We start from the raw sequence: 18,968 nt of genomic DNA on the forward strand, positions 1-18,968 counted from the left end.
CTTAGCTTCTGAGTAGTGCGATTAACTCAGTCAGTGCAAATTCGGTTGCTTGCTGCCTTACTGCTTGACGATCACCGTCAAAATGTGTGGTTTTAGTGAGGGTTTGATTTTCAGTCGCCCAGCCAAAACAGACTGTACCTACGGGCTTCTCAGTAGTCCCGCCTGAAGGGCCGGCAATCCCAGTGATAGAAATAGCCACATCACTTCCCGAATTGATTCGCGCACCTTCGGCCATGGCCTTGGCTACTAGCTCGCTGACAGCCCCATGGGACTCAATTAACTGGGCTGGGACGTCCAGGCACTCCGTTTTTGCTTCATTGCTGTAAGTGATATAGCCACGTTCAAACCACTCACTTGAGCCTGCAAGTTCAGTCAAGGTGGCAGATACAAGACCACCAGTACAAGATTCTGCGAGCGACACTGTCCAATTTCTGGAAAGCAAAATCTCGGCTAAGGTTTTGGTGAGATCAATTGAGTTCATTATCTAATGAGAAACTGTATCAAGGCTACTGCAAGCAGCGTACAAAAGGCGGCGGCAAGATCATCCACCACAATTCCAAATCCCCGCCAAATAATTTGCAAGAAGCTTGATCGCTGAGCGCTATCACTCGAAGTATTTTTAAAGTGACGATCAATCATGCCAATAGGGCCTGGTTTGATGGCATCAAAAAATCGGAATAGCGCAAAAGCAATCAACTGCATCCAAATATTAGCTGGCATGATGAAGATAAGCACCAGCCAGAACGCGACGATTTCATCCCAAACAATACCGCCAAAATCTTTTTTACCCAGCTCTTCGCTGACATGGCCGCAGATCCAGCAGCCGAGCAACATGCCGCCACCAATGATCCAGAGAAAGTCTGCCGTGCTGAAAAAGTATTCGCCTATTAGAAATGCAGCCCAGGCCCAGAGGGTGCCCGCAGTGCCTGGAGCTATAGGGCTTAGCCCGCTACCAAAGCCAAAGGCAATAGTGCGACTAGCAGTTTGAAAAACCCATTTAAGGTTTGGTTTCACTTCTGTGGAATGCTCAACATTAGTCATCAGGCAAAGTGGTCAAATGAGTTGAGGAAAGGAGCTGCTTGTGAATCGCTCAGTAGTACTCCTGATGCATCTAGTAAATATACTCTTGCCTGATCATCTTTTCTCGGAAGTATTTTTCCAATGAGCGTTAGTGGCAAGTTCAGTGACTTACCAATCTCCTGTATTTTTTTCTGCTGGCTTGACGGCGCAGTAAAGCAAAGCTCGTAATCATCACCGCCGCATGCGGCAAATAAATTTTGAATAGAAGATTCTTGTTTTTTCAAGATGTCCGATTTTGGTAATTGATCCAACTGAATTTGTGCGTCAACTTGCGATTGCTTCAAAATATGGCGTAAATCACCCAACAACCCATCAGAGATATCTAAAGCTGCGCTCGCCACATTTCTCAATTGAATGCCTAATTCAATGCGCGGCATTGGTTGATGCATACGGTCTTCGATTTGTTGTAAATCTTCGCTAGATAGATTTATTTCATGACGCAGTGCAGCAAGAGTAAGTCTGGCATCTCCAACTTTTCCTGAGACCCAAATATCATCACCCGCCTTTGCTCCAGATCTGCGAATAGCATTGCCGGCGGGAATACTGCCAAAGGCGGTGATAGAGATGGTGAGGGGGCCAGCAGTGGTATCGCCGCCGATAAGGGGGCAGGAATACTCCTTAGCAATGGCAAAAAGCCCTTTAGAGAAAGCTTCTAGCCAGACTTCATCTACTTTTGGTAGGGCGATTGCCAAAGTAAACCCCAGCGGACTTGCCCCCATGGCTGCGAGGTCTGAAAGGTTGACTGCTAGGGCTTTACGGGCCAATAGGGCCGGATCGGCGCCAGCAAAAAAATGCCTGCCCTCCACCAACATATCGCTGGTAATGGCTATTTCTTCATTTTCTGGTGGTTTGATTAGGGCGCAGTCATCACCAATACCTAAGGTAACGCCTTGATCTGTTTTAGTGCGCATTGAATCCGCACCCGTTTTGAAAAAACGTTCAATCAGGTCAAATTCACCGAGGGGGGTAGAGCGAGAAGACATGCCCCATTTTATGGTGCTTCTGAGACGAATGTCCGAGAGGAATAGAATTGAAGTCTTATAAGTCTTAGATAAATGAAGATAAGACAAAACTTAGCGAGTTAGTGGATGAGCAAAGAAAACAATAAAGAGCAACAAATTGCAGCCTTAAGAGAGGCAGCGCTTCAGTACCACGAGTTTCCGACTCCGGGAAAAATTGAAATTGCTCCAACAAAACAATTAACGAATCAACGAGACTTAGCCCTTGCATACACGCCTGGCGTTGCAGCTCCTTGCGAAGAAATTGTTAAGGATCCGGCAAATGCATTCAAGTACACAGCACGTGGAAATTTAGTTGGCGTTATTACGAACGGCACTGCTGTTTTAGGTTTGGGAAATATTGGACCTCTGGCGAGTAAGCCAGTGATGGAAGGTAAAGCAGTTCTTTTTAAGAAGTTTGCTGGCATTGACGTTTTCGATATCGAGGTCAATGAGAATGATCCCGATAAATTAGTAGAAATTATTGCGGCACTAGAGCCAACGTTTGGCGGCATTAATTTAGAAGATATTAAAGCGCCTGACTGTTTTATAGTCGAGCGTAAGTTGCAAGCACGTATGAAGATTCCGGTCTTTCACGATGATCAACACGGTACAGCGATTGTGGTTGCAGCCGCCATCATCAATGGTTTGAAGGTGGTTGGTAAAAAAGTAGAGGAAGTAAAACTCGTTACTTCTGGAGCGGGTGCTGCTGCCTTAGCCTGTTTAGATCTATTGGTTGATTTAGGTATTCAGCGTAAAAATATTTGGGTTACTGACTTGGCTGGAGTTGCATACAAGGGCCGTAAAGAGTTGATGGATCCTGAGAAGGAGCCATTCTGCCAAGAGACGGATCTGCGCACGCTTGATCAAGCGATTGAAGGTGCAGATATTTTCTTAGGTCTTTCCGCTGGCGGTGTGCTTAAGCAAGACATGGTGAAGAAGATGGCGCCAAAGCCATTAGTTTATGCCTTGGCAAACCCAACCCCAGAAATCTTGCCTGAAGAAGTAAAAGCGGTTCGTCCAGATGCAGTGATGGCAACAGGTCGTACTGATTATCCGAACCAAGTGAATAACGTTTTGTGTTTCCCGTTCATCTTCCGCGGTGCATTAGATGTGGGTGCAACAACGATTACCCGTGGCATGGAAGTCGCAGCGGTCAAGGCTGTAGCGGAATTGGCTCAAGCAGAACAGAGCGAAGTGGTGGCGTCTGTTTACGGTCTCGATAACTTATCCTTTGGCCCAGAGTATTTAATTCCGAAGCCATTCGATCCTCGCCTCATTACTGTGATTGCTCCTGCAGTTGCTAAGGCGGCGATGGATGATGGTGTAGCTCTACGTCCAATTAAAGATTTCGATGCCTATCGCAATCAGTTGCAGCAATTCGTGTACCACTCAGGTACTTTGATGAAGCCACTCTTTAGCATTGCTAAACGTGTACCAGCAAATCAAAAACGTATTGTGTTCGCTGAGGGTGAAGATGAGCGTGTATTGCGTGCAGTGCAGATCATCATTGATGAGCATCTTGCTACCCCAATTCTGATTGGTCGCCCAGCGGTGATCGAACATCGTATTGAGAAGTTTGGCCTGCGCATGAAAGCGGGCGATGACTTTGAAATTGTGAATCCAGAGAATGATTCACGCTTCCGTGATTTCTGGCAAACCTACCTTGGACTCACAGAGCGTAAGGGCGTAACTCAGTCGTTTGCTAAGTTGGAAGTGCGTCGCCGCAACAGCTTGATTGGAAGCTTGTTGATTCAAAAAGGCATGGCCGATGGCATGATCTCCGGCACGGTCGGCAATATCGCTACGCACTTGAAATATATTGATGAAGTGATTGGGCATGAGCCTGGTGCAAATGTATATGGTGCGATGTCAGGTTTGATCCTTCCGGGTCGCCAAGTATTTTTAGTGGACACCCATATCAATCTTGATCCTACTGCTGAACAGTTAGCAGACCTCACTCTCATGGCGGCAAGCGAAATGAGAAAGCTAGGGCTAGCGCCTAAAGTTGCGCTTCTGTCCCATTCGAATTTTGGTTCTAGCAACGCCCCTTCCGCAGTCAAAATGCGCGAAGTATTGGCATTGCTTCAGAAGGCGGATCCAACTTTAGAGGTTGATGGAGAGATGCATGGCGATAGCGCCTTAGATGCAAGCATTCGTGAAGGTGCAGTATCTTCATCTTCACTGAAGGGCGATGCCAATCTATTGGTTTTGCCAAATATCGATGCTGCCAATATTTCTTACAACTTGCTAAAAACAGCAGCAGGCAATGGCATTGCAATCGGCCCGTTGTTGCTGGGTGTTGCTAAGCCAATTCACATCCTCACTCCGGCCGCAACTGTGCGCCGTATTGTGAATGTGACAACTTTGGCGGTTGTAGAGGCAGCAAGTAACGCCAGAGGCATTTCTTAAGAATGGGTAATTTATGTAAGTTAGTAATAACTTACATAAATTATTTCTATATAAATCAGTGCTTTACATAAAATGCACTGTATTTGGGCTTGATTTGATGGCGTGTTACGGGTAACCTAGCATCCATCATGAATAATAGCTCTGAAAACAGCAATACAGCCAGCTTCGATGAACATAGCCGTGCTGAAAGTTGGGATAGCAATGATCGCCTAGAAACCGAATCATCCGCTGCCAACATTTATGCTGAAGGCGGTTTATCTCGTTTACAAACCTATGCAGCAAATCAAGTTTCGGGGAAAAAAGTGACAGCTTCTTGGCGTGCCGCTTTGGCCGTTCGCGATGCCGGACCGCCGGCAATGTTGCGCAGTGTGCGCCCTAATATCGTTCAATCCATTCGCGCTTTCCGCACTCCTGATTTGCAGGAAGCGGCAACTGAATTGGGTCAACACTTCATTTATGCCAATTGCGCAAATGCAATGACTAAAGGTGAGGTTTTGGAATCTATTGCTATTGCTTACTCATTTACTAAGCAGCAGGCAAAAAATTACGATCCTTTGTTAGATGCTTTGACAACTACCGTAGACAAGTCTGGTCCACAACCTGGATTTGTAGTGGTGCTCGAAGGACTGCCTTGCACTCAGAAGTTCGACAAAGAAGCTCGTGAAACGCTTTTAGATGTTTTCCGCGATGCCGTTGATTTCTGGGCAGAGCGCCGCACTCCATACCGCGTCTTCTATTCTTTTGCTTAACCGCTAAAGTCCTGCAAGCCTTATAAATCGCCTCTATTTGAGGCGATTTTGCATTTCAGGATTCCATATGCTGTGTACGGCTGTAATAGCCACTACACCCGCTGTTTCTGTTCTGAGTACCCGCTCCCCCAGTGAAACCAATTGATAGCCTGCTGCTTGCGCTTGCGCCTCTTCTTCAGGCGAATGACCGCCTTCAGGGCCGATCATTAAGACGATATCTTGTGGATCATTTTCAAAGAGTACTGAATACAGGCTTTTCGACGCATCAGGACTGAGTAGTAGTTTGAGTGCAGGCTTAGGAGTTGCTTTTAAATAACTTTCAAAAGTTTGAATGGGCTCTAGGGTGGTAAAGACGGTACGGTCGCATTGTTCGCATGCAGCTTGAATAATCCCTTCCCAGTGTGCTAGACGCTTTTGGGCGCGTTCTTGGTCGCTAGAGCGGGTGAGCTTGAGGATGGAGCGCTCGCATTGCATCGGGGCAATATTTTGGACGCCAGTTTCTACCGCTTTTTCAACAATCCAGTCCATTTTGTCGCCACCAGCCAATCCCTGGGCCAAAGTAATGGCATATGGGGTCTCACGATGGGTGTCGGTGCGGATATCCGTTAGCTGGACTTGACCCGTTTTCCCACTCAAAGAGAGGAGCTCACCCTTGGCAACTTGCCCCTTTCCATCAAATACGGGGAAAAATTCCCCGGCTTGGACACGTCTAACGCGCAAATGGTGGGCGACCTCTGGGGTGAGGGCGGTTGGCTTTTGGGATTCCCATGGTCCGGGAAGATAAAATTGAGGCATTACTGAAATATAGCCAATTAATTTTCCAGAGACCACTTTTACGATGTCAAATCTTCAAATTCGTATGGCCAATGCCATTCGCGCCTTATCCATGGATGCAGTACAGCAGGCAAATTCAGGTCACCCTGGCATGCCAATGGGTATGGCAGATATTGCTGTTGGTCTTTGGAATGAACATTTAAAACATAACCCAACAGATCCCCATTGGATTGATCGCGATCGTTTTGTTTTATCTAATGGCCACGGATCTATGTTGTTGTATTCACTCTTGCATCTTTCCGGTTACGACTTGCCGATTGAAGAGTTGAAAAATTTCCGTCAATTGCATAGCAAAACTCCAGGACATCCTGAGTATGGAATTACTCCTGGCGTAGAAACAACTACTGGTCCATTGGGTCAAGGAATTTCGAATGCAGTGGGAATGGCGCTTGCTGAAAAATTATTGGCAGAAGAATTTAATCGCCCTGGCTTTAATATTGTTAATCACTTCACCTATGTATTTTTAGGCGATGGCTGTTTGATGGAGGGCATTAGCCATGAAGTATGTTCTTTGGCTGGCACACTCAAACTCAATAAGCTTATTGCATTATGGGATGACAACGGCATCTCGATTGATGGCAAAGTCGTTTCTTGGTTTAACGAAGATACCCCTAAGCGTTTTGAGGCTTATGGTTGGAATGTGATTCGTGCTGTTGATGGGCATGATGCAGAAGCTGTATCTGCCGCGATTGCCAAGGCTAAAAAGAGCGATAAGCCAACCCTGATTTGCTGCAAGACCGCGATTGGTCAAGGCTCGCCAAATATGGCTGGCAGCGATAAAGTGCATGGCTCGCCATTGGGCGCGACTGAAATTGCAGCTACTCGTGTTGCATTGAATTGGCCATACGCACCATTTGAAGTTCCAAAAGATATTTATGCTGCTTGGGATTTTAAAAAGCGTGGTCAAGCAGCTGAACATGAGTGGAATAAAGAATTTCAGAAGTACAAAAACAAATTTCCAGAACTTGCTGCTGAATTGCAACGTCGTATGGCGGGTGACTTATCTAAAGATTTTTCATCTACATTAAGTGGGTACTTAAAAACTTGCCAAACTAAAGCAGAAACCATTGCGACTCGTAAAGCAAGTCAGAATGCTATCGAAGCTTTGGCACCTGCTTTACCAGAATTAATGGGTGGCTCTGCTGACTTAACGGGTTCCAACTTAACTAATTGGTCTTCATGCAAACCTGTGCGCGCTGATCAATGGGGTAACCATATTAATTATGGTGTGCGTGAATTTGGTATGAGCGCCATCATGAACGGCATTGCCTTACATGGTGGTTACATCCCATTTGGTGGCACATTCTTAACCTTCTCTGATTACAGTCGTAACGCTTTGCGTATGGCTGCATTAATGAAATTACGCAGTACTTTTGTCTTTACCCACGACTCAATTGGCTTGGGTGAGGATGGTCCAACCCATCAGTCTGTGGAGCATGTAGCTAGTTTGCGCCTCATACCGAACCTGATGGTTTGGCGTCCTTGTGACACCACGGAGAGCGCTGTAGCCTGGGGCTCAGCCATTGAACGTAAAAATGGACCTAGCGCCCTGATCTTTAGTCGTCAGAATTGTCCATTTGTATCTCGTACTCCTGCACAGATTAAAGAAATCGCACGCGGCGGTTATGTTTTGCGTGACCCTTCTGGCAAGATTGATGCAGTCATTATTGCGACTGGTTCTGAAATTGCTCTCGCATTACAAACTGCGCAGCAATTAGAAAAAGAAGGTTTAGGTATTCGCGTGGTTTCGATACCTTCAACCACTGTTTTTGATCAACAAGATGCTGCCTACAAAGCAAAAGTATTGCCTGCGAATATTCCGCGCATTGCAGTTGAAGCGGGCGTGAGTGATTTCTGGTGGAAGTATGGTTGCGCAGCAGTTCACGGTGTAGATACCTTTGGTGAATCAGCGCCTGCGCCAGTGCTATATGAATATTTTGGTTTAACGGCTGATCAGATTGCGAAGACAGTCAAACAATGCATTGCAAAGAAATAATAGAAATACGAAATAAATTCAATATTAGTAAGGGAAAATAAATGACAATTCGTGTCGCAATTAATGGTTATGGGCGTATTGGCCGCATGGTATTGCGTGCTTTGTATGAAGATCAAGTAAATGGTAAGCCACGTCGTGATATCAAGATTGTCGCAATTAATGCGATGGGTGATATTGCTATTAACGCCCACCTTACAAAATATGACTCTGCTCATGGCCGTTTCCCAGCCGATGTATCCGTTGATGGTGATTGCATGGTAGTCAATGGCGATCGCATCAAAATGTTCTGCACACGTAATCCTGCAGAAACCCCATGGGGTGAGTTGGGTGTTGATTTAGTTTTGGAATGTACTGGTAAGTTTACTTCCAAAGAAAAAGCCATGATTCATATTGAGCAGGGCGCGAAGAAAGTATTGATTTCTGCTCCTGGCGAAAAAGATGTAGACGCAACTATTGTGTACGGCGTAAACCAGAATGTATTGAAGCCAGGCGATGTGGTTGTATCTAATGCCAGTTGCACAACAAACTGTTTGGCTCCATTAGTTAAACCGCTCTTAGAAAAGATTGGTATTGAATCTGGTTTGATGACTACGATTCATGCATTTACTAATGACCAAGTATTAACAGATGTGTATCACAAGGATATGCGTCGTGCACGTTCTGCTGTTACCAGCATGATTCCAACGAAGACTGGTGCCGCTAAGGCGGTTGGTTTAGTTCTGCCAGCTTTGGCAGGTCGCTTTGATGGTTTCGCGATGCGCGTACCAGTGATTAACGTGTCTGTTGTCGACCTCACTTTTGCTGCTAGTCGCGCCACCAGCGTTGACGAAGTGAATGCCATTCTCAAGACTGCTAGCGAAGGTGATCTCAAAGGTATTTTGGGCTTCAATACTTTGCCATTGGTATCCATCGACTTTAACCATGACCCACGCCCAAGTATTTATGACGCCTCCCAAACTCGCGTCTCTGCAGACGGCAAGTTGGTCAAAGTACTAGCTTGGTATGACAACGAATGGGGTTATTCAGTGCAGATGCTCAATGCTGCTGAAGCATTAATGGCTGTCAAGTAAGAAAAAATAGATGAGAGTAGTTAAGAGTGCTTAAAAGTTGTTAAAAAACGCTTAAATCTTCTTTTTAGGCTTCATTTTGTAAAAAAGACCTCAATTTGAGGTCTTTTTTGCTTCTATAGTGCTGAAAACTGCTTATTTTGGCTGTTTTATTTAGCTTGTTTGTTGCGGCAATTTTTCTTCAGGCACTGGCCATACATGGCCAAAGAATGCTCTTGGAGCTTAAAACCCAGGTTTTTGGCAATATCGCGCTGCCTTTTTTCAATGGCTTCGTCCACAAATTCCTCTACATGCCCACAATCAATACAAACCAGATGGTCGTGGTGCTGACCCTCATTTAATTCATAAATGGCCCTGCTATCGCCTTTGCTAGATTCAAAATGGCTGCGCAGTAGAAGGCCAGCCCGCTCAAATTGGGTAAGTACCCGGTAAACCGTTGCCAGGCCGATCTCTTTGTCTTCTTTGGCCAGGGCCATGAAGACATCTTCGGCGCTAAAGTGGGTTCCGCCGTTTTGATGAAAAAAATCGAGGATTTTCATCCTTGGGCCGGTAGCTTTTAGGCCAATATCGCGTAAATCTTCAGGACTAGGGTTTTGGGTCATATTTATGGCATTGGGAGCTAAAATCAATGTCTTAATGATACGGCCAGCCATGCAAAATTGCCTTGAACTTTTTACCCGCTTTTTGAACCCGTTTTTGAAGGGTGTTTATTCCCCTGCCCGATTGGGGCTGGTCTCCCTGGCCCTATTGGGATTGATGGGGGTGGTTGGATGCACTTCTGCCGTTGATGAAACTCAACGCGCTTGGATGAATAAGGTTTTTAGACCTTATGTTCCGGATGTTGTGCAAGGTAACTTTATTTCTAGCGAGCAGTACGCTAAGTTGCAATTGGGCATGACTCGTGAACAGGTGCGCCAAATTTTAGGTACACCATTATTGGCAAGTTATTTCCATGCGAATCGCTGGGATTATATTTTTGAATTCAAGCGCGCTGGTCAGGTCATGGGCAAAGATCGTCATGTCACAGTGTTCTTTGATGGCGACAAAGTAGTGAAGTTTGAAGGTGATGCTTTGCCTACAGAAGTTGAGATGGTTGCCGAGATTGATAACTACGCCAAAACCAAGCGTTCGTTCTGGGAAGTCATCACGGGCTCCAATAAGCCACCAGTTACCCCGCCATTGCAGCAACCTGAACTGATGGTGCCAAGTAAAACGGATAATTTAGCGGCTGGTGTAGCCATACCGCCAGCTAAAACTGGCAGTTCATTCTGGGACTATTTTAGTTTTTCTAAAAAGGATCCAAATGTTCAGTCTGAGCCATTGGGGCCTGGCGCTCTTAATGTTCCGCAGGCTAGTGAAGCCAAGTAGAAATTACTTATGTGTTGATGCTGAAGTCAGTTTCTTCAGCCACTTTTAATCAGAAGCGAAGAAAAATGATGAAGATTGCAATAGCAGGCGCAACAGGCCGTATGGGTAAGATGTTGATTGAGGCTGTTCTCAATACAACTGATGCGCAGTTGGTTGGTGCGCTTGAACATAATGCTTGCCCACAGTTGGGTGAAGATGCTGGCGCCTTCTTGGGTAAAAAAACTGGCGTGCTCATTTCCTCTGATGTTGCCCAGGTTTTAGCTAATGCACAATTCTTAATTGACTTCACTAGGCCTGAAGGCACTATGGCCCATTTGGCTTTTGCGGAAAAGGCCGGCACCAAAATGATTATCGGTACAACAGGCCTAACTACCGATCAAATTGCTAGCTTGAAAAAAGCGTCGGCAAAGTTAGCGATCGTTTTTGCGCCAAACATGAGTGTGGGTGTGAATGCGACTTTTAAGTTACTAGAGATCGCTGCAAAGATGCTCAATCAAGGTTATGACATTGAGATTATTGAGGCTCATCATAAGCATAAGGTGGATGCTCCTTCTGGTACTGCACTCAAGATGGGTGAAGTGATTGCGGATGCTTTAGGTGAAAAGCTCGATGACGTTGCCGTGTTTGCACGTGAAGGTCATACCGGTGAACGTAAAGAAGGCTCTATTGGTTTTGCAACGATTCGCGGTGGCGATATTGTTGGTGACCATACTGTTTTATTTGCTGGTGATGGCGAGCGTATTGAAATTAGTCATAAATCTTCAAGCCGTCAGTCCTATGCGCAAGGTTCATTGCGTGCAGCCCGTTTCTTGCAAAACCAAAGTGCAGGTTTATTCGACATGCAAGATGTTCTTGGCTTACGTAAATAATTAGTCAATCAATCAAAAATAGAAGAAAAGAGTTGTTGAAGAATGAGTAAGGATTACGACTACCGCAGTATTGAAGCGGCAGCGCAAGCTGATTGGGAAAGTGCGCAAGTCTATCAAGTAGCCGAGAACGCAGTGGATGCGCAGGGTAAGCAGAAGCCAAAGTATTACGCCTGCTCAATGTTGCCTTATCCATCTGGCAAGCTCCACATGGGGCACGTACGCAACTACACCATTAACGATGTGATGGCACGTCAGCTCCGCATGCAAGGCTATAACGTTCTCATGCCTATGGGTTGGGATGCCTTTGGTATGCCGGCTGAAAATGCAGCGATACAAAATAAAGTTCCCCCCGCTAAATGGACCTACGACAACATTGCTTATATGAAAAAGCAAATGGCTGCGATGGGTTTAGCGATTGATTGGTCGCGTGAAGTGGCTACCTGTAGCCCTGACTACTATCGTTGGAACCAGTGGCTCTTTTTAAAGATGCTCGAAAAAGGTATCGCCTATCGCAAAACGCAAGTGGTGAATTGGGATCCAATTGATCAAACTGTTTTAGCAAATGAGCAGGTGATAGATGGTCGTGGTTGGCGCTCTGGTGCTTTAGTAGAGAAGCGTGAAATACCCGGTTACTACTTCAATATCACTGCCTATGCAGAACCATTGCTTTCTGGCTTAGATAGCTTGGGCTGGCCTGAGCGCGTCAAGACTATGCAGCAAAACTGGATCGGCAAAAGCCGTGGTGTACGTTTTGCTTTTAAGCACGATATTGCTGATGATCATGGTAACTTTATTCAAGATGGCCTCTTGTATGTATTTACTACCCGTGCAGACACCATCATGGGTGTTACGTTCTGCGCGGTAGCGGCTGAGCATCCATTAGCTGCCAAGGCAGCCGCTAACAATCCCGAGCTCGCCGCATTTATTGAGAAATGCAAAACCGGTAGCGTGATCGAGGCTGATTTAGCTACTCAAGAAAAAGAGGGGATGTTTACTGGCTTATACGTTACACATCCTTTGACACATGAGCCAGTGCCTGTCTGGGTTGGTAATTACGTATTAATGTCTTATGGCGATGGCGCAGTCATGGGCGTGCCGGCTCACGATGAGCGCGACTTTGCTTTTGCGTTGAAGTATGACTTACCAATTAAGCAAGTAATTGCGCTCAAAGGCGAGTCGCCAATGTTTAATGCCACTCGCTGGGAAGATTGGTATGCCCAAAAAGAAGGCGTAGTTTGTTTTAACAGTGCTCAGTTTGATGGCTTGTCGCATGAAGAGGCAGTGAGCGCTGTTGCGAAAGAATTTGAAAAGCTTGGCATTGGCGAAATCAAGACTACCTATCGATTGCGTGATTGGGGTATTTCTCGTCAGCGCTATTGGGGTACGCCGATTCCGATTATTCATTGTGGCGATGAAAGCAATTCAGGTTGTGGTGCTGTGCCCGTGCCGGAGGCAGACCTGCCAGTAGTATTGCCGGAAGATTGCGTACCTGATGGCAGTGGTAATCCACTCAATAAGCGCACTGACTTCTTGAATGTGAAGTGTCCGAAGTGTGGCAAACCTGCGCGTCGTGAAACTGACACCATGGATACCTTTGTGGATTCCTCTTGGTATTTCATGCGCTATACCGGACCTAATGCTAAGACCATGGTCGATGAGCGCAATGAATATTGGATGCCGATGGATCAGTACATTGGCGGCATTGAGCATGCGATTTTGCATTTACTCTATGCGCGTTTCTGGATTAAGGTCATGCGCGATCTCAATCTCATCACGTTTGACGAGCCCTTCCAGAATTTGCTGACCCAAGGAATGGTCCTCAATGAGACCTATTACTCTGAAGATGCTTCGGGTAAAAAGACTTGGCTTAATCCCCTGGATGTGGAATTAGATCTTGATGAGAAGGGTCGTCCGCAAGGCGCCAAGTTGATAGGTGACGCTTCAAATACACCAGTCATTATTGGCGGTGTTGAGAAGATGTCTAAGAGCAAGAACAATGGCGTTGATCCTCAATCATTAATTGATCAATATGGCGGAGATACTGCGCGTTTATTTGTGATGTTTGCCGCCCCTCCTGAGCAACAGTTGGAGTGGTCTGGCGCTGGCGTAGATGGCGCCTCTCGTTTTTTGCGTCGGGTCTGGATGTATTCCAGCAGTCAAGCTGGCGCATTGCATGACGCTTCTGATAGCTTGCCTAGCAACTTGAGCGATGCTGAAAAAGAACTTCGCCGTGAAGTACATACGATTTTGAAGCAAGCTAATTTTGACTATCAACGTCGTCAATACAACACGGTGGTTTCTGCAGCGATGAAGATGCTCAACATTCTTGAGCCTATCAAGTTGGAGCAGAATGCTGCCATTAGTGCGCCTGTCTTGCGTGAATGCTTAAGTATCTTATTACGTGTTCTCTATCCTGTAGTTCCACACATGACTCATGTGTTGTGGAAAGATCTTGCTTATACAAAGACTTATGGGCCTTTGCTTGATGCTTCATGGCCTTCGGTAGATGAAGCGGCATTGGTGCAGACTGAACTGACTTTGATGCTGCAGATTAATGGCAAGTTGCGTGGTGATATTAAGGTGCCAGCAGATGCCAGCAAAGAGCAAGTTGAGTCATTAGCTTTACAAAGCGAGCCCGCACAAAAAGCTTTGAATGGCAATTCACCGAAAAAGGTAATTGTGGTGCCTGGACGTTTAGTTAATATTGTTGCTTAAATAGAAAAAGAGACATGAGAGTAAATTCCCTTCGTCGTGCAATCCTAGGCTTAATTGCTACTGCTCCATTCAGTGGATTGATCGCTTGCGGCTTTCGTTTGCGCGGTATGGTGGATTTACCATTCAAGGTCATTGCGATTACTGGTAATCCATCCCCACCTCTCAGGGCGGACTTGCAGACGGCGATTCTGACAGGCACGGATGCGAAGGTTGCTATCAATCCTAAAGATGCAGATCTCATCTTGGAAATTACTAACGATATCAATGGTCGCGAGATTTTGGCTTACAACTCCAACGGTCAAGTCTCCGCATATCGCCTCAATATTCGTGTTGGCTTTAGAGCCTACGACTTGGCGGGCGCAGAAATCGTGCCTGAGGCAGAGATTTACATGACTCGCGATATGGACTTCACGGTTTCAACGGTGTTGGCTACCGATGTTCAAATTCAGCAATTCTTAACTCTGATGCGTAAAGATTTGGCTATCCAGATCTTGCGCCGTGTTGCAGCGGCTGCAAAAGCCCCGCAATCAAGAGCGTTTTAGAGGCAGATTAAGGCATGGTTAAAGTTGATGCCTTACAAGTGCACCTCAAGTCTTTGAGTTCTGGTGGCGCCATGTTGCCGCTATATGTTTTCAGTGGTGATGAACCGTTGTTGATGATGGAGGCTATGGATCAATTACGAGCTTCTGCTAAGAAACAAAACTTCACCGAACGCGAAGTGCTATTACAAGAGCGTGGATTTGATTGGAGTGCTCTTCTGAGTGCTGGTCAGACCATGTCTTTATTTGGCGATAAGCGTTGGGTCGAACTACGCATTCCAACTGGTAAGCCTGGGCGTGATGGAGCTGATGCTCTTAAGCAGTTCGCATCTCAAATTGCTGCGCAGCCTATGGGGTCAGATGGTCCAGATACGGTTGTCTGTATTGTGTTGCCTCGCCTGGATGGCAAAACCAAGACTTCTGCGTGGTTTAGCGCTTTAGATGATGCTGGTATGGCAATTCAGGTTGATTCTTTGGATCGTAGCCATTTGCCACAGTGGATCGCTGGACGACTTAAACGTCAAGACCAAGCAGTGGAAGCGGGGCCGGAAGGTCAGCGGGCGCTTGAGTTTATTACCGATCAGGTAGAGGGCAATCTCATTGCTGCTCATCAAGAAATTTTGAAGTTGGGATTGTTATACCCCGTAGGAAAATTGACTGAGGAGCAAATTCGGTCATCCATTTTGAAGGTGGCGCGCTACAACGTCTTTGAGCTGACTGAAGCAATGCTGGCTGGAGATCTGGCTAGGCTCAATCGCATGCTGGATGGCCTCAAAGGTGAGGGTGAGCCGCTGGTATTGATTCTATGGAGCGTAACTGAAGAGCTTCGGATACTATCTAAATTGAAGGCTGCAAGCGATGCTGGCGAATCAGTGCAGAACTTGATGCGGGCCAACCGAATTTGGGGAAATAAAGAGCGTTTATACCCAGCAGCATTGAGAAGGGTTCAGCCCCTCAAGTTGCGAAGAGCGATGCAGGTTGCGGCAGGATTAGATCGCCAAGTAAAGGGTTTGTATGCGGCTGAATTGCCTGCCGATCCATGGGATGGTTTGCGTTTAGTTGGAAATTTACTCCGTTAAGAAATAAGAGATTAAGAAATGAGTTCATCCATTCAAGAAATGATGCAAGACATTGGGATGCGAGCACGTGCCGCATCGCGTGCAATGGCGCGCGCATCTAGCGAGCAAAAGAATCAGGCCTTATTACATATTGCTAAAGTAGTTCGTCAGCAGGCTGCCAAGATTCAGAAGATTAATCAAGTGGATGTAGAGCGTGCAAAAGCAAATGGGCAAGATCCCGCTTTTATTGATCGCCTCACTATGACTCCAAAGACTATTGAAACTATGGCTTTGGGTTTAGAGCAAATTGTTTCTTTGGATGATCCGATTGGCAAAATTTCTGCTTTGCAAAAGCAGGCTTCCGGTATTGAGTTAGGTCAGATGCGCGTACCTTTGGGCGTTATTGGCATTATTTATGAGTCTCGCCCAAACGTCACCATCGATGCAGCTGCATTGTGCTTAAAGTCTGGCAATGCCGTGATTTTGCGTGGTGGTTCCGAGGCAATTGATTCAAATACCTTATTGGCTCAAATTATTCAGGATGGTTTGGCCGCCGCCGGCTTGCCTAAAGACGCAGTGCAAGTGGTGACCACTACGGATCGTAGTGCCGTAGGCGAGATGATCACCATGACTCAATATATTGATGTGATCGTACCTCGTGGTGGTAAGAGTCTCATCGCACGCTTGATGGCTGAAGCGCGGGTGCCAATGATTAAGCATTTGGATGGTATCTGCCATACCTATATTGACGCCGATGCTGATGTAGCGATGGCTGTGAAAGTGTGTGATAACGCTAAGACTCAACGCTATGCGCCATGCAATGCGATGGAGACCTTGCTAGTGAATCAAGAAATCGCTCAGATGGTACTACCAACCCTTTGCAAGATTTATCAAGATAAAGGTGTGGAGTTACGGGTTGATGGTTTGACTCGCAAAACCCTTGAAGCAAATGGCTTTCAGAATCTGGTCGATGCTAAAGAAGAAGATTGGCAAACTGAGTACTTGGCTCCCATCTTATCTATTAAGACAGTGGCTAATATCGATGAAGCCATGAATCATATTGAGCAATATGGCAGCAAACATACGGATGCCATTATTACTAATAACAAAGCGCAGGCCGATCGCTTCTTGCGTGAAGTGGATAGCGCCAGCGTGATGGTCAATGCCAGCACTCGCTTTGCAGATGGCTTTGAATATGGCTTAGGGGCTGAAATCGGCATCTCTAATGACAAATTGCATGCCCGTGGCCCCGTAGGCCTAGATGGCTTGACTTCATTAAAGTATGTGGTTATGGGCCATGGCGAGATTCGAACCTAAAGTAAAAAGATAATTAGAGCTAACTACATATGAGCAACGCCTACCTCTGGGTAAAAACCTTTCACATCGTATTCATCACCTCTTGGTTCGCCGGTTTGTTTTACCTGCCCAGAATTTTTGTGAACTTGGCCGAAGAGAAAAACTCTGACGCTTATGCCCGTTTATTGGGTATGGCGAATCGACTCTTCCGATTCATGACCATCTTGGCTGTGCCAGCAGTACTACTAGGTCTGACACTATGGCTTTACTTTGGTATTGGTGCTGGCGATATCTGGATGCATGCCAAATTAATCTTTGTGATTTTGGTGGTTGGGTATCACCATGCCTGTTTAAATCTGCTCAAGAAGTTTCGTGCAGGCATCAATAAACAATCTGGCGTTTGGTTTCGTTGGTTTAATGAAGTCCCAGTGATCTTGTTGGTCATTATTGTTGCCTTGGTGTTGTTTAAACCTTAAGACCAGCTTTTTAATACTGTTCAATACTGTTTTATTTTTAACTCCCCATTTAAAGACTATTAGCCTCATGAGATTTTTTGTTGTTTGTCCAGGCGGCTTGGAAGTGCCGCTTACCCAGGAGCTGGCAGAGATTGCTGGACGCCCAGAATGTAAGGCCTTGGGGGCATGGGTAATTGATCCTACGCCAACTAGCCCTACGGGTGGTGTTGGTCTTGCTGCGCCAATTTCTGCTGCAATGGCGCTGAACCTACATTCCCGTATTGCGAGTCGAGTGTTATTACAAATGGCCCAAGCGCCTTATCGGCAAGAAGAAGACTTATATAAATTAGCGAGCGGCTTGGCGTGGGAGGAATGGTTTAGTTCAAAGCAAACTTTACGAGTTGATGTGACGGCACATCGCTCCCCATTAAAGAGCTTAAATTTTGCAACGCTCAAAATTAAAGATGCCATCGTTGATCGTTTACGTGACGTGACTGGCGATCGTCCTAGTATCGATACTGCCTTTCCAGATGTGCGCGTGCAGGCCCATTTAACCGCTAATCAAATCACGATTTATTTAGATACTTCAGGCGAAGCATTGTTTAAGCGAGGTTGGCGCGATGAAAAGGGTGATGCACCTCTAAAGGAAAATTTAGCCGCTGGCATCTTGTCGATTACCGCTTGGAAACCAGGGCAAGCTTTATTTGATCCTATGTGCGGTAGCGGCACCTTCTTAATTGAGGCTGCGCAGATAGCGCTAGGCGTTCCACCGGGCGCTATTCGTGCGGGCATGTATGGTGATGATGCTAAGCCAAGTCGATTAGCTTATCGCCCCTTGGTGACTTCCGCTCATGGCTTTGGGTTTCAAAGACTCAAGCCGTTTAATGAAACTGCTGAGCAAAAGCGTTGGGTAGATTTGAAAGAGGTAGCACTAGCTTTGATGTTGGAAAAGCGTAAGCAATATCCAAATGTTGATGCTCTGAAAATATCCGGTGGCGATATCAACGAGAAATTGGTGTCGATGTTCAAAGGTAATTGGCAAAGAGCCCAATTGCCCGATCAACCGGTGGTGCGTCAAGTTGATGCCTTGGCAGCCAAAGCCCCAGGCAATCTGAGTGAGGGGGTGATGTTATTGAACCCTCCTTATGGCGAGCGTCTGGTCATTAAAGGGGGACGTGGTCAGGATCGCGCTCCTAGTGAAGATACTAATTACGATGATGAACCTGATAATCGTTTTGAATTGAACTTAGAGACTGGTCGTCAAAGTGCTAAACGTTCAAGTCGTGAATCTTTGAAGAAGCTTCAAGCCCAAGAAGAGCAGGATCCAAAGTTTGTGGAGTTTTTGCGTCAGTTTGGCCAGCATCTCAAAGACGATTTTGGTGGCTGGAATATCTTTGTGTTGACAGCAGATATGGCGCTGCCAGGTCAGCTACGTATCAAAGAATCTAAGCGTACCCCTTTATTTAATGGCCCTTTGGAGTGCCGTTTATTCAAGTTTGAGATGTATGCTAAGCGACCAGCTTAAAGTAACT

17 protein-coding genes are annotated in these 18,968 nt (G+C 46.1%); 12 read left to right on the forward strand and 5 right to left on the reverse strand.

Translation table 11 applies throughout. The annotated features are described in order from the left end of the window. Position 1: 1 nt before the first annotated feature. From ICN44_RS07880 to thiL, 3 genes are read right to left on the reverse strand one after another with little or no spacing between them, the layout of a single operon-like run. Positions 2-481, reverse strand: a complete 480-nt coding sequence (locus tag ICN44_RS07880; RefSeq protein WP_216263407.1) for a CinA family protein — start codon at positions 479-481, stop codon at positions 2-4. Further along, a complete protein-coding gene (locus ICN44_RS07885) occupies positions 481-1,041 on the reverse strand; it encodes a phosphatidylglycerophosphatase A (protein ID WP_216263408.1) in 561 nt (186 codons plus the stop codon). The genes ICN44_RS07880 and ICN44_RS07885 overlap by 1 nt, the downstream gene beginning before the upstream one ends. Beyond that, a complete protein-coding gene (gene thiL / locus ICN44_RS07890; RefSeq protein WP_216263409.1) occupies positions 1,041-2,063 on the reverse strand; it encodes a thiamine-phosphate kinase in 1,023 nt (340 codons plus the stop codon). Before thiL ends, ICN44_RS07885 begins: the two co-directional genes overlap by 1 nt. Before the next feature lie 105 nt (positions 2,064-2,168). Between thiL and ICN44_RS07895 the strand changes: the two genes are divergently transcribed. Both ICN44_RS07895 and ICN44_RS07900 read left to right on the forward strand, forming a co-directional pair. Continuing rightward, complete coding sequence (locus ICN44_RS07895) at positions 2,169-4,490, forward strand: NADP-dependent malic enzyme (protein ID WP_216263410.1); 2,322 nt, start codon at positions 2,169-2,171, stop codon at positions 4,488-4,490. A gap of 128 nt (positions 4,491-4,618) precedes the next feature. Beyond that, positions 4,619-5,239 carry a barstar family protein gene (locus ICN44_RS07900; protein WP_216263411.1) on the forward strand — a complete coding sequence of 207 codons (621 nt, stop codon included), beginning with the start codon at positions 4,619-4,621 and terminating at the stop codon, positions 5,237-5,239. 33 nt (positions 5,240-5,272) lie between these two features. Here the strand turns inward: ICN44_RS07900 and ICN44_RS07905 are convergent, their stop codons facing one another. Beyond that, positions 5,273-6,034, reverse strand: a complete 762-nt coding sequence (locus ICN44_RS07905; protein ID WP_216263412.1) for a 16S rRNA (uracil(1498)-N(3))-methyltransferase — start codon at positions 6,032-6,034, stop codon at positions 5,273-5,275. A gap of 43 nt (positions 6,035-6,077) precedes the next feature. Here ICN44_RS07905 and tkt point away from each other — a divergent pair, with 43 nt between their 5' ends. Together tkt and gap are read left to right on the forward strand one after the other, a co-directional pair. Next, positions 6,078-8,069 carry a transketolase gene (tkt, locus tag ICN44_RS07910; protein WP_216263413.1) on the forward strand — a complete coding sequence of 664 codons (1,992 nt, stop codon included), beginning with the start codon at positions 6,078-6,080 and terminating at the stop codon, positions 8,067-8,069. A gap of 41 nt (positions 8,070-8,110) precedes the next feature. Continuing rightward, positions 8,111-9,139 (forward strand): type I glyceraldehyde-3-phosphate dehydrogenase, encoded by a 1,029-nt coding sequence (gene gap, locus ICN44_RS07915; protein ID WP_216263414.1) that lies wholly within the window; start codon positions 8,111-8,113, stop codon positions 9,137-9,139. 146 nt (positions 9,140-9,285) lie between these two features. Here the strand turns inward: gap and fur are convergent, their stop codons facing one another. Beyond that, on the reverse strand, positions 9,286-9,738 hold the full coding sequence (gene fur, locus ICN44_RS07920) for a ferric iron uptake transcriptional regulator (protein ID WP_216263481.1): 453 nt from the start codon (positions 9,736-9,738) through the stop codon (positions 9,286-9,288). Positions 9,739-9,820: 82 nt separating this feature from the next. On the opposite strand from fur, the gene ICN44_RS07925 reads away from it, so the two are divergent. From ICN44_RS07925 to ICN44_RS07960, 8 genes are all read left to right on the forward strand, one after another. Then, positions 9,821-10,504 (forward strand): outer membrane protein assembly factor BamE, encoded by a 684-nt coding sequence (locus ICN44_RS07925; RefSeq protein WP_255537501.1) that lies wholly within the window; start codon positions 9,821-9,823, stop codon positions 10,502-10,504. 68 nt (positions 10,505-10,572) lie between these two features. After that, positions 10,573-11,373 (forward strand): 4-hydroxy-tetrahydrodipicolinate reductase, encoded by an 801-nt coding sequence (dapB, locus tag ICN44_RS07930; protein WP_216263482.1) that lies wholly within the window; start codon positions 10,573-10,575, stop codon positions 11,371-11,373. A gap of 42 nt (positions 11,374-11,415) precedes the next feature. Next, positions 11,416-14,088: a leucine--tRNA ligase gene (leuS, locus tag ICN44_RS07935; protein WP_216263416.1), complete on the forward strand. Its 2,673-nt coding sequence runs from the start codon at positions 11,416-11,418 to the stop codon at positions 14,086-14,088. A gap of 14 nt (positions 14,089-14,102) precedes the next feature. Beyond that, a complete protein-coding gene (gene lptE / locus ICN44_RS07940) occupies positions 14,103-14,630 on the forward strand; it encodes an LPS assembly lipoprotein LptE (RefSeq protein WP_216263417.1) in 528 nt (175 codons plus the stop codon). Between the two features lie 14 nt (positions 14,631-14,644). Further along, complete coding sequence (gene holA / locus ICN44_RS07945) at positions 14,645-15,706, forward strand: DNA polymerase III subunit delta (RefSeq protein WP_216263418.1); 1,062 nt, start codon at positions 14,645-14,647, stop codon at positions 15,704-15,706. A gap of 18 nt (positions 15,707-15,724) precedes the next feature. After that, entirely contained in the window at positions 15,725-17,002 is a 1,278-nt protein-coding gene (locus ICN44_RS07950; protein WP_216263419.1) for a glutamate-5-semialdehyde dehydrogenase, read from the forward strand. Positions 17,003-17,031: 29 nt separating this feature from the next. Then, positions 17,032-17,457, forward strand: coding sequence for a CopD family protein (locus ICN44_RS07955; protein WP_216263420.1), 426 nt, complete (start codon positions 17,032-17,034; stop codon positions 17,455-17,457). 67 nt (positions 17,458-17,524) lie between these two features. After that, on the forward strand, positions 17,525-18,961 hold the full coding sequence (locus tag ICN44_RS07960) for a class I SAM-dependent RNA methyltransferase (protein ID WP_216263421.1): 1,437 nt from the start codon (positions 17,525-17,527) through the stop codon (positions 18,959-18,961). Positions 18,962-18,968: the final 7 nt, after the last annotated feature.

The organism is Polynucleobacter sp. JS-Fieb-80-E5, assembly GCF_018882015.1.
In the GTDB taxonomy this organism is placed as follows: Bacteria; Pseudomonadota; Gammaproteobacteria; order Burkholderiales; family Burkholderiaceae; genus Polynucleobacter.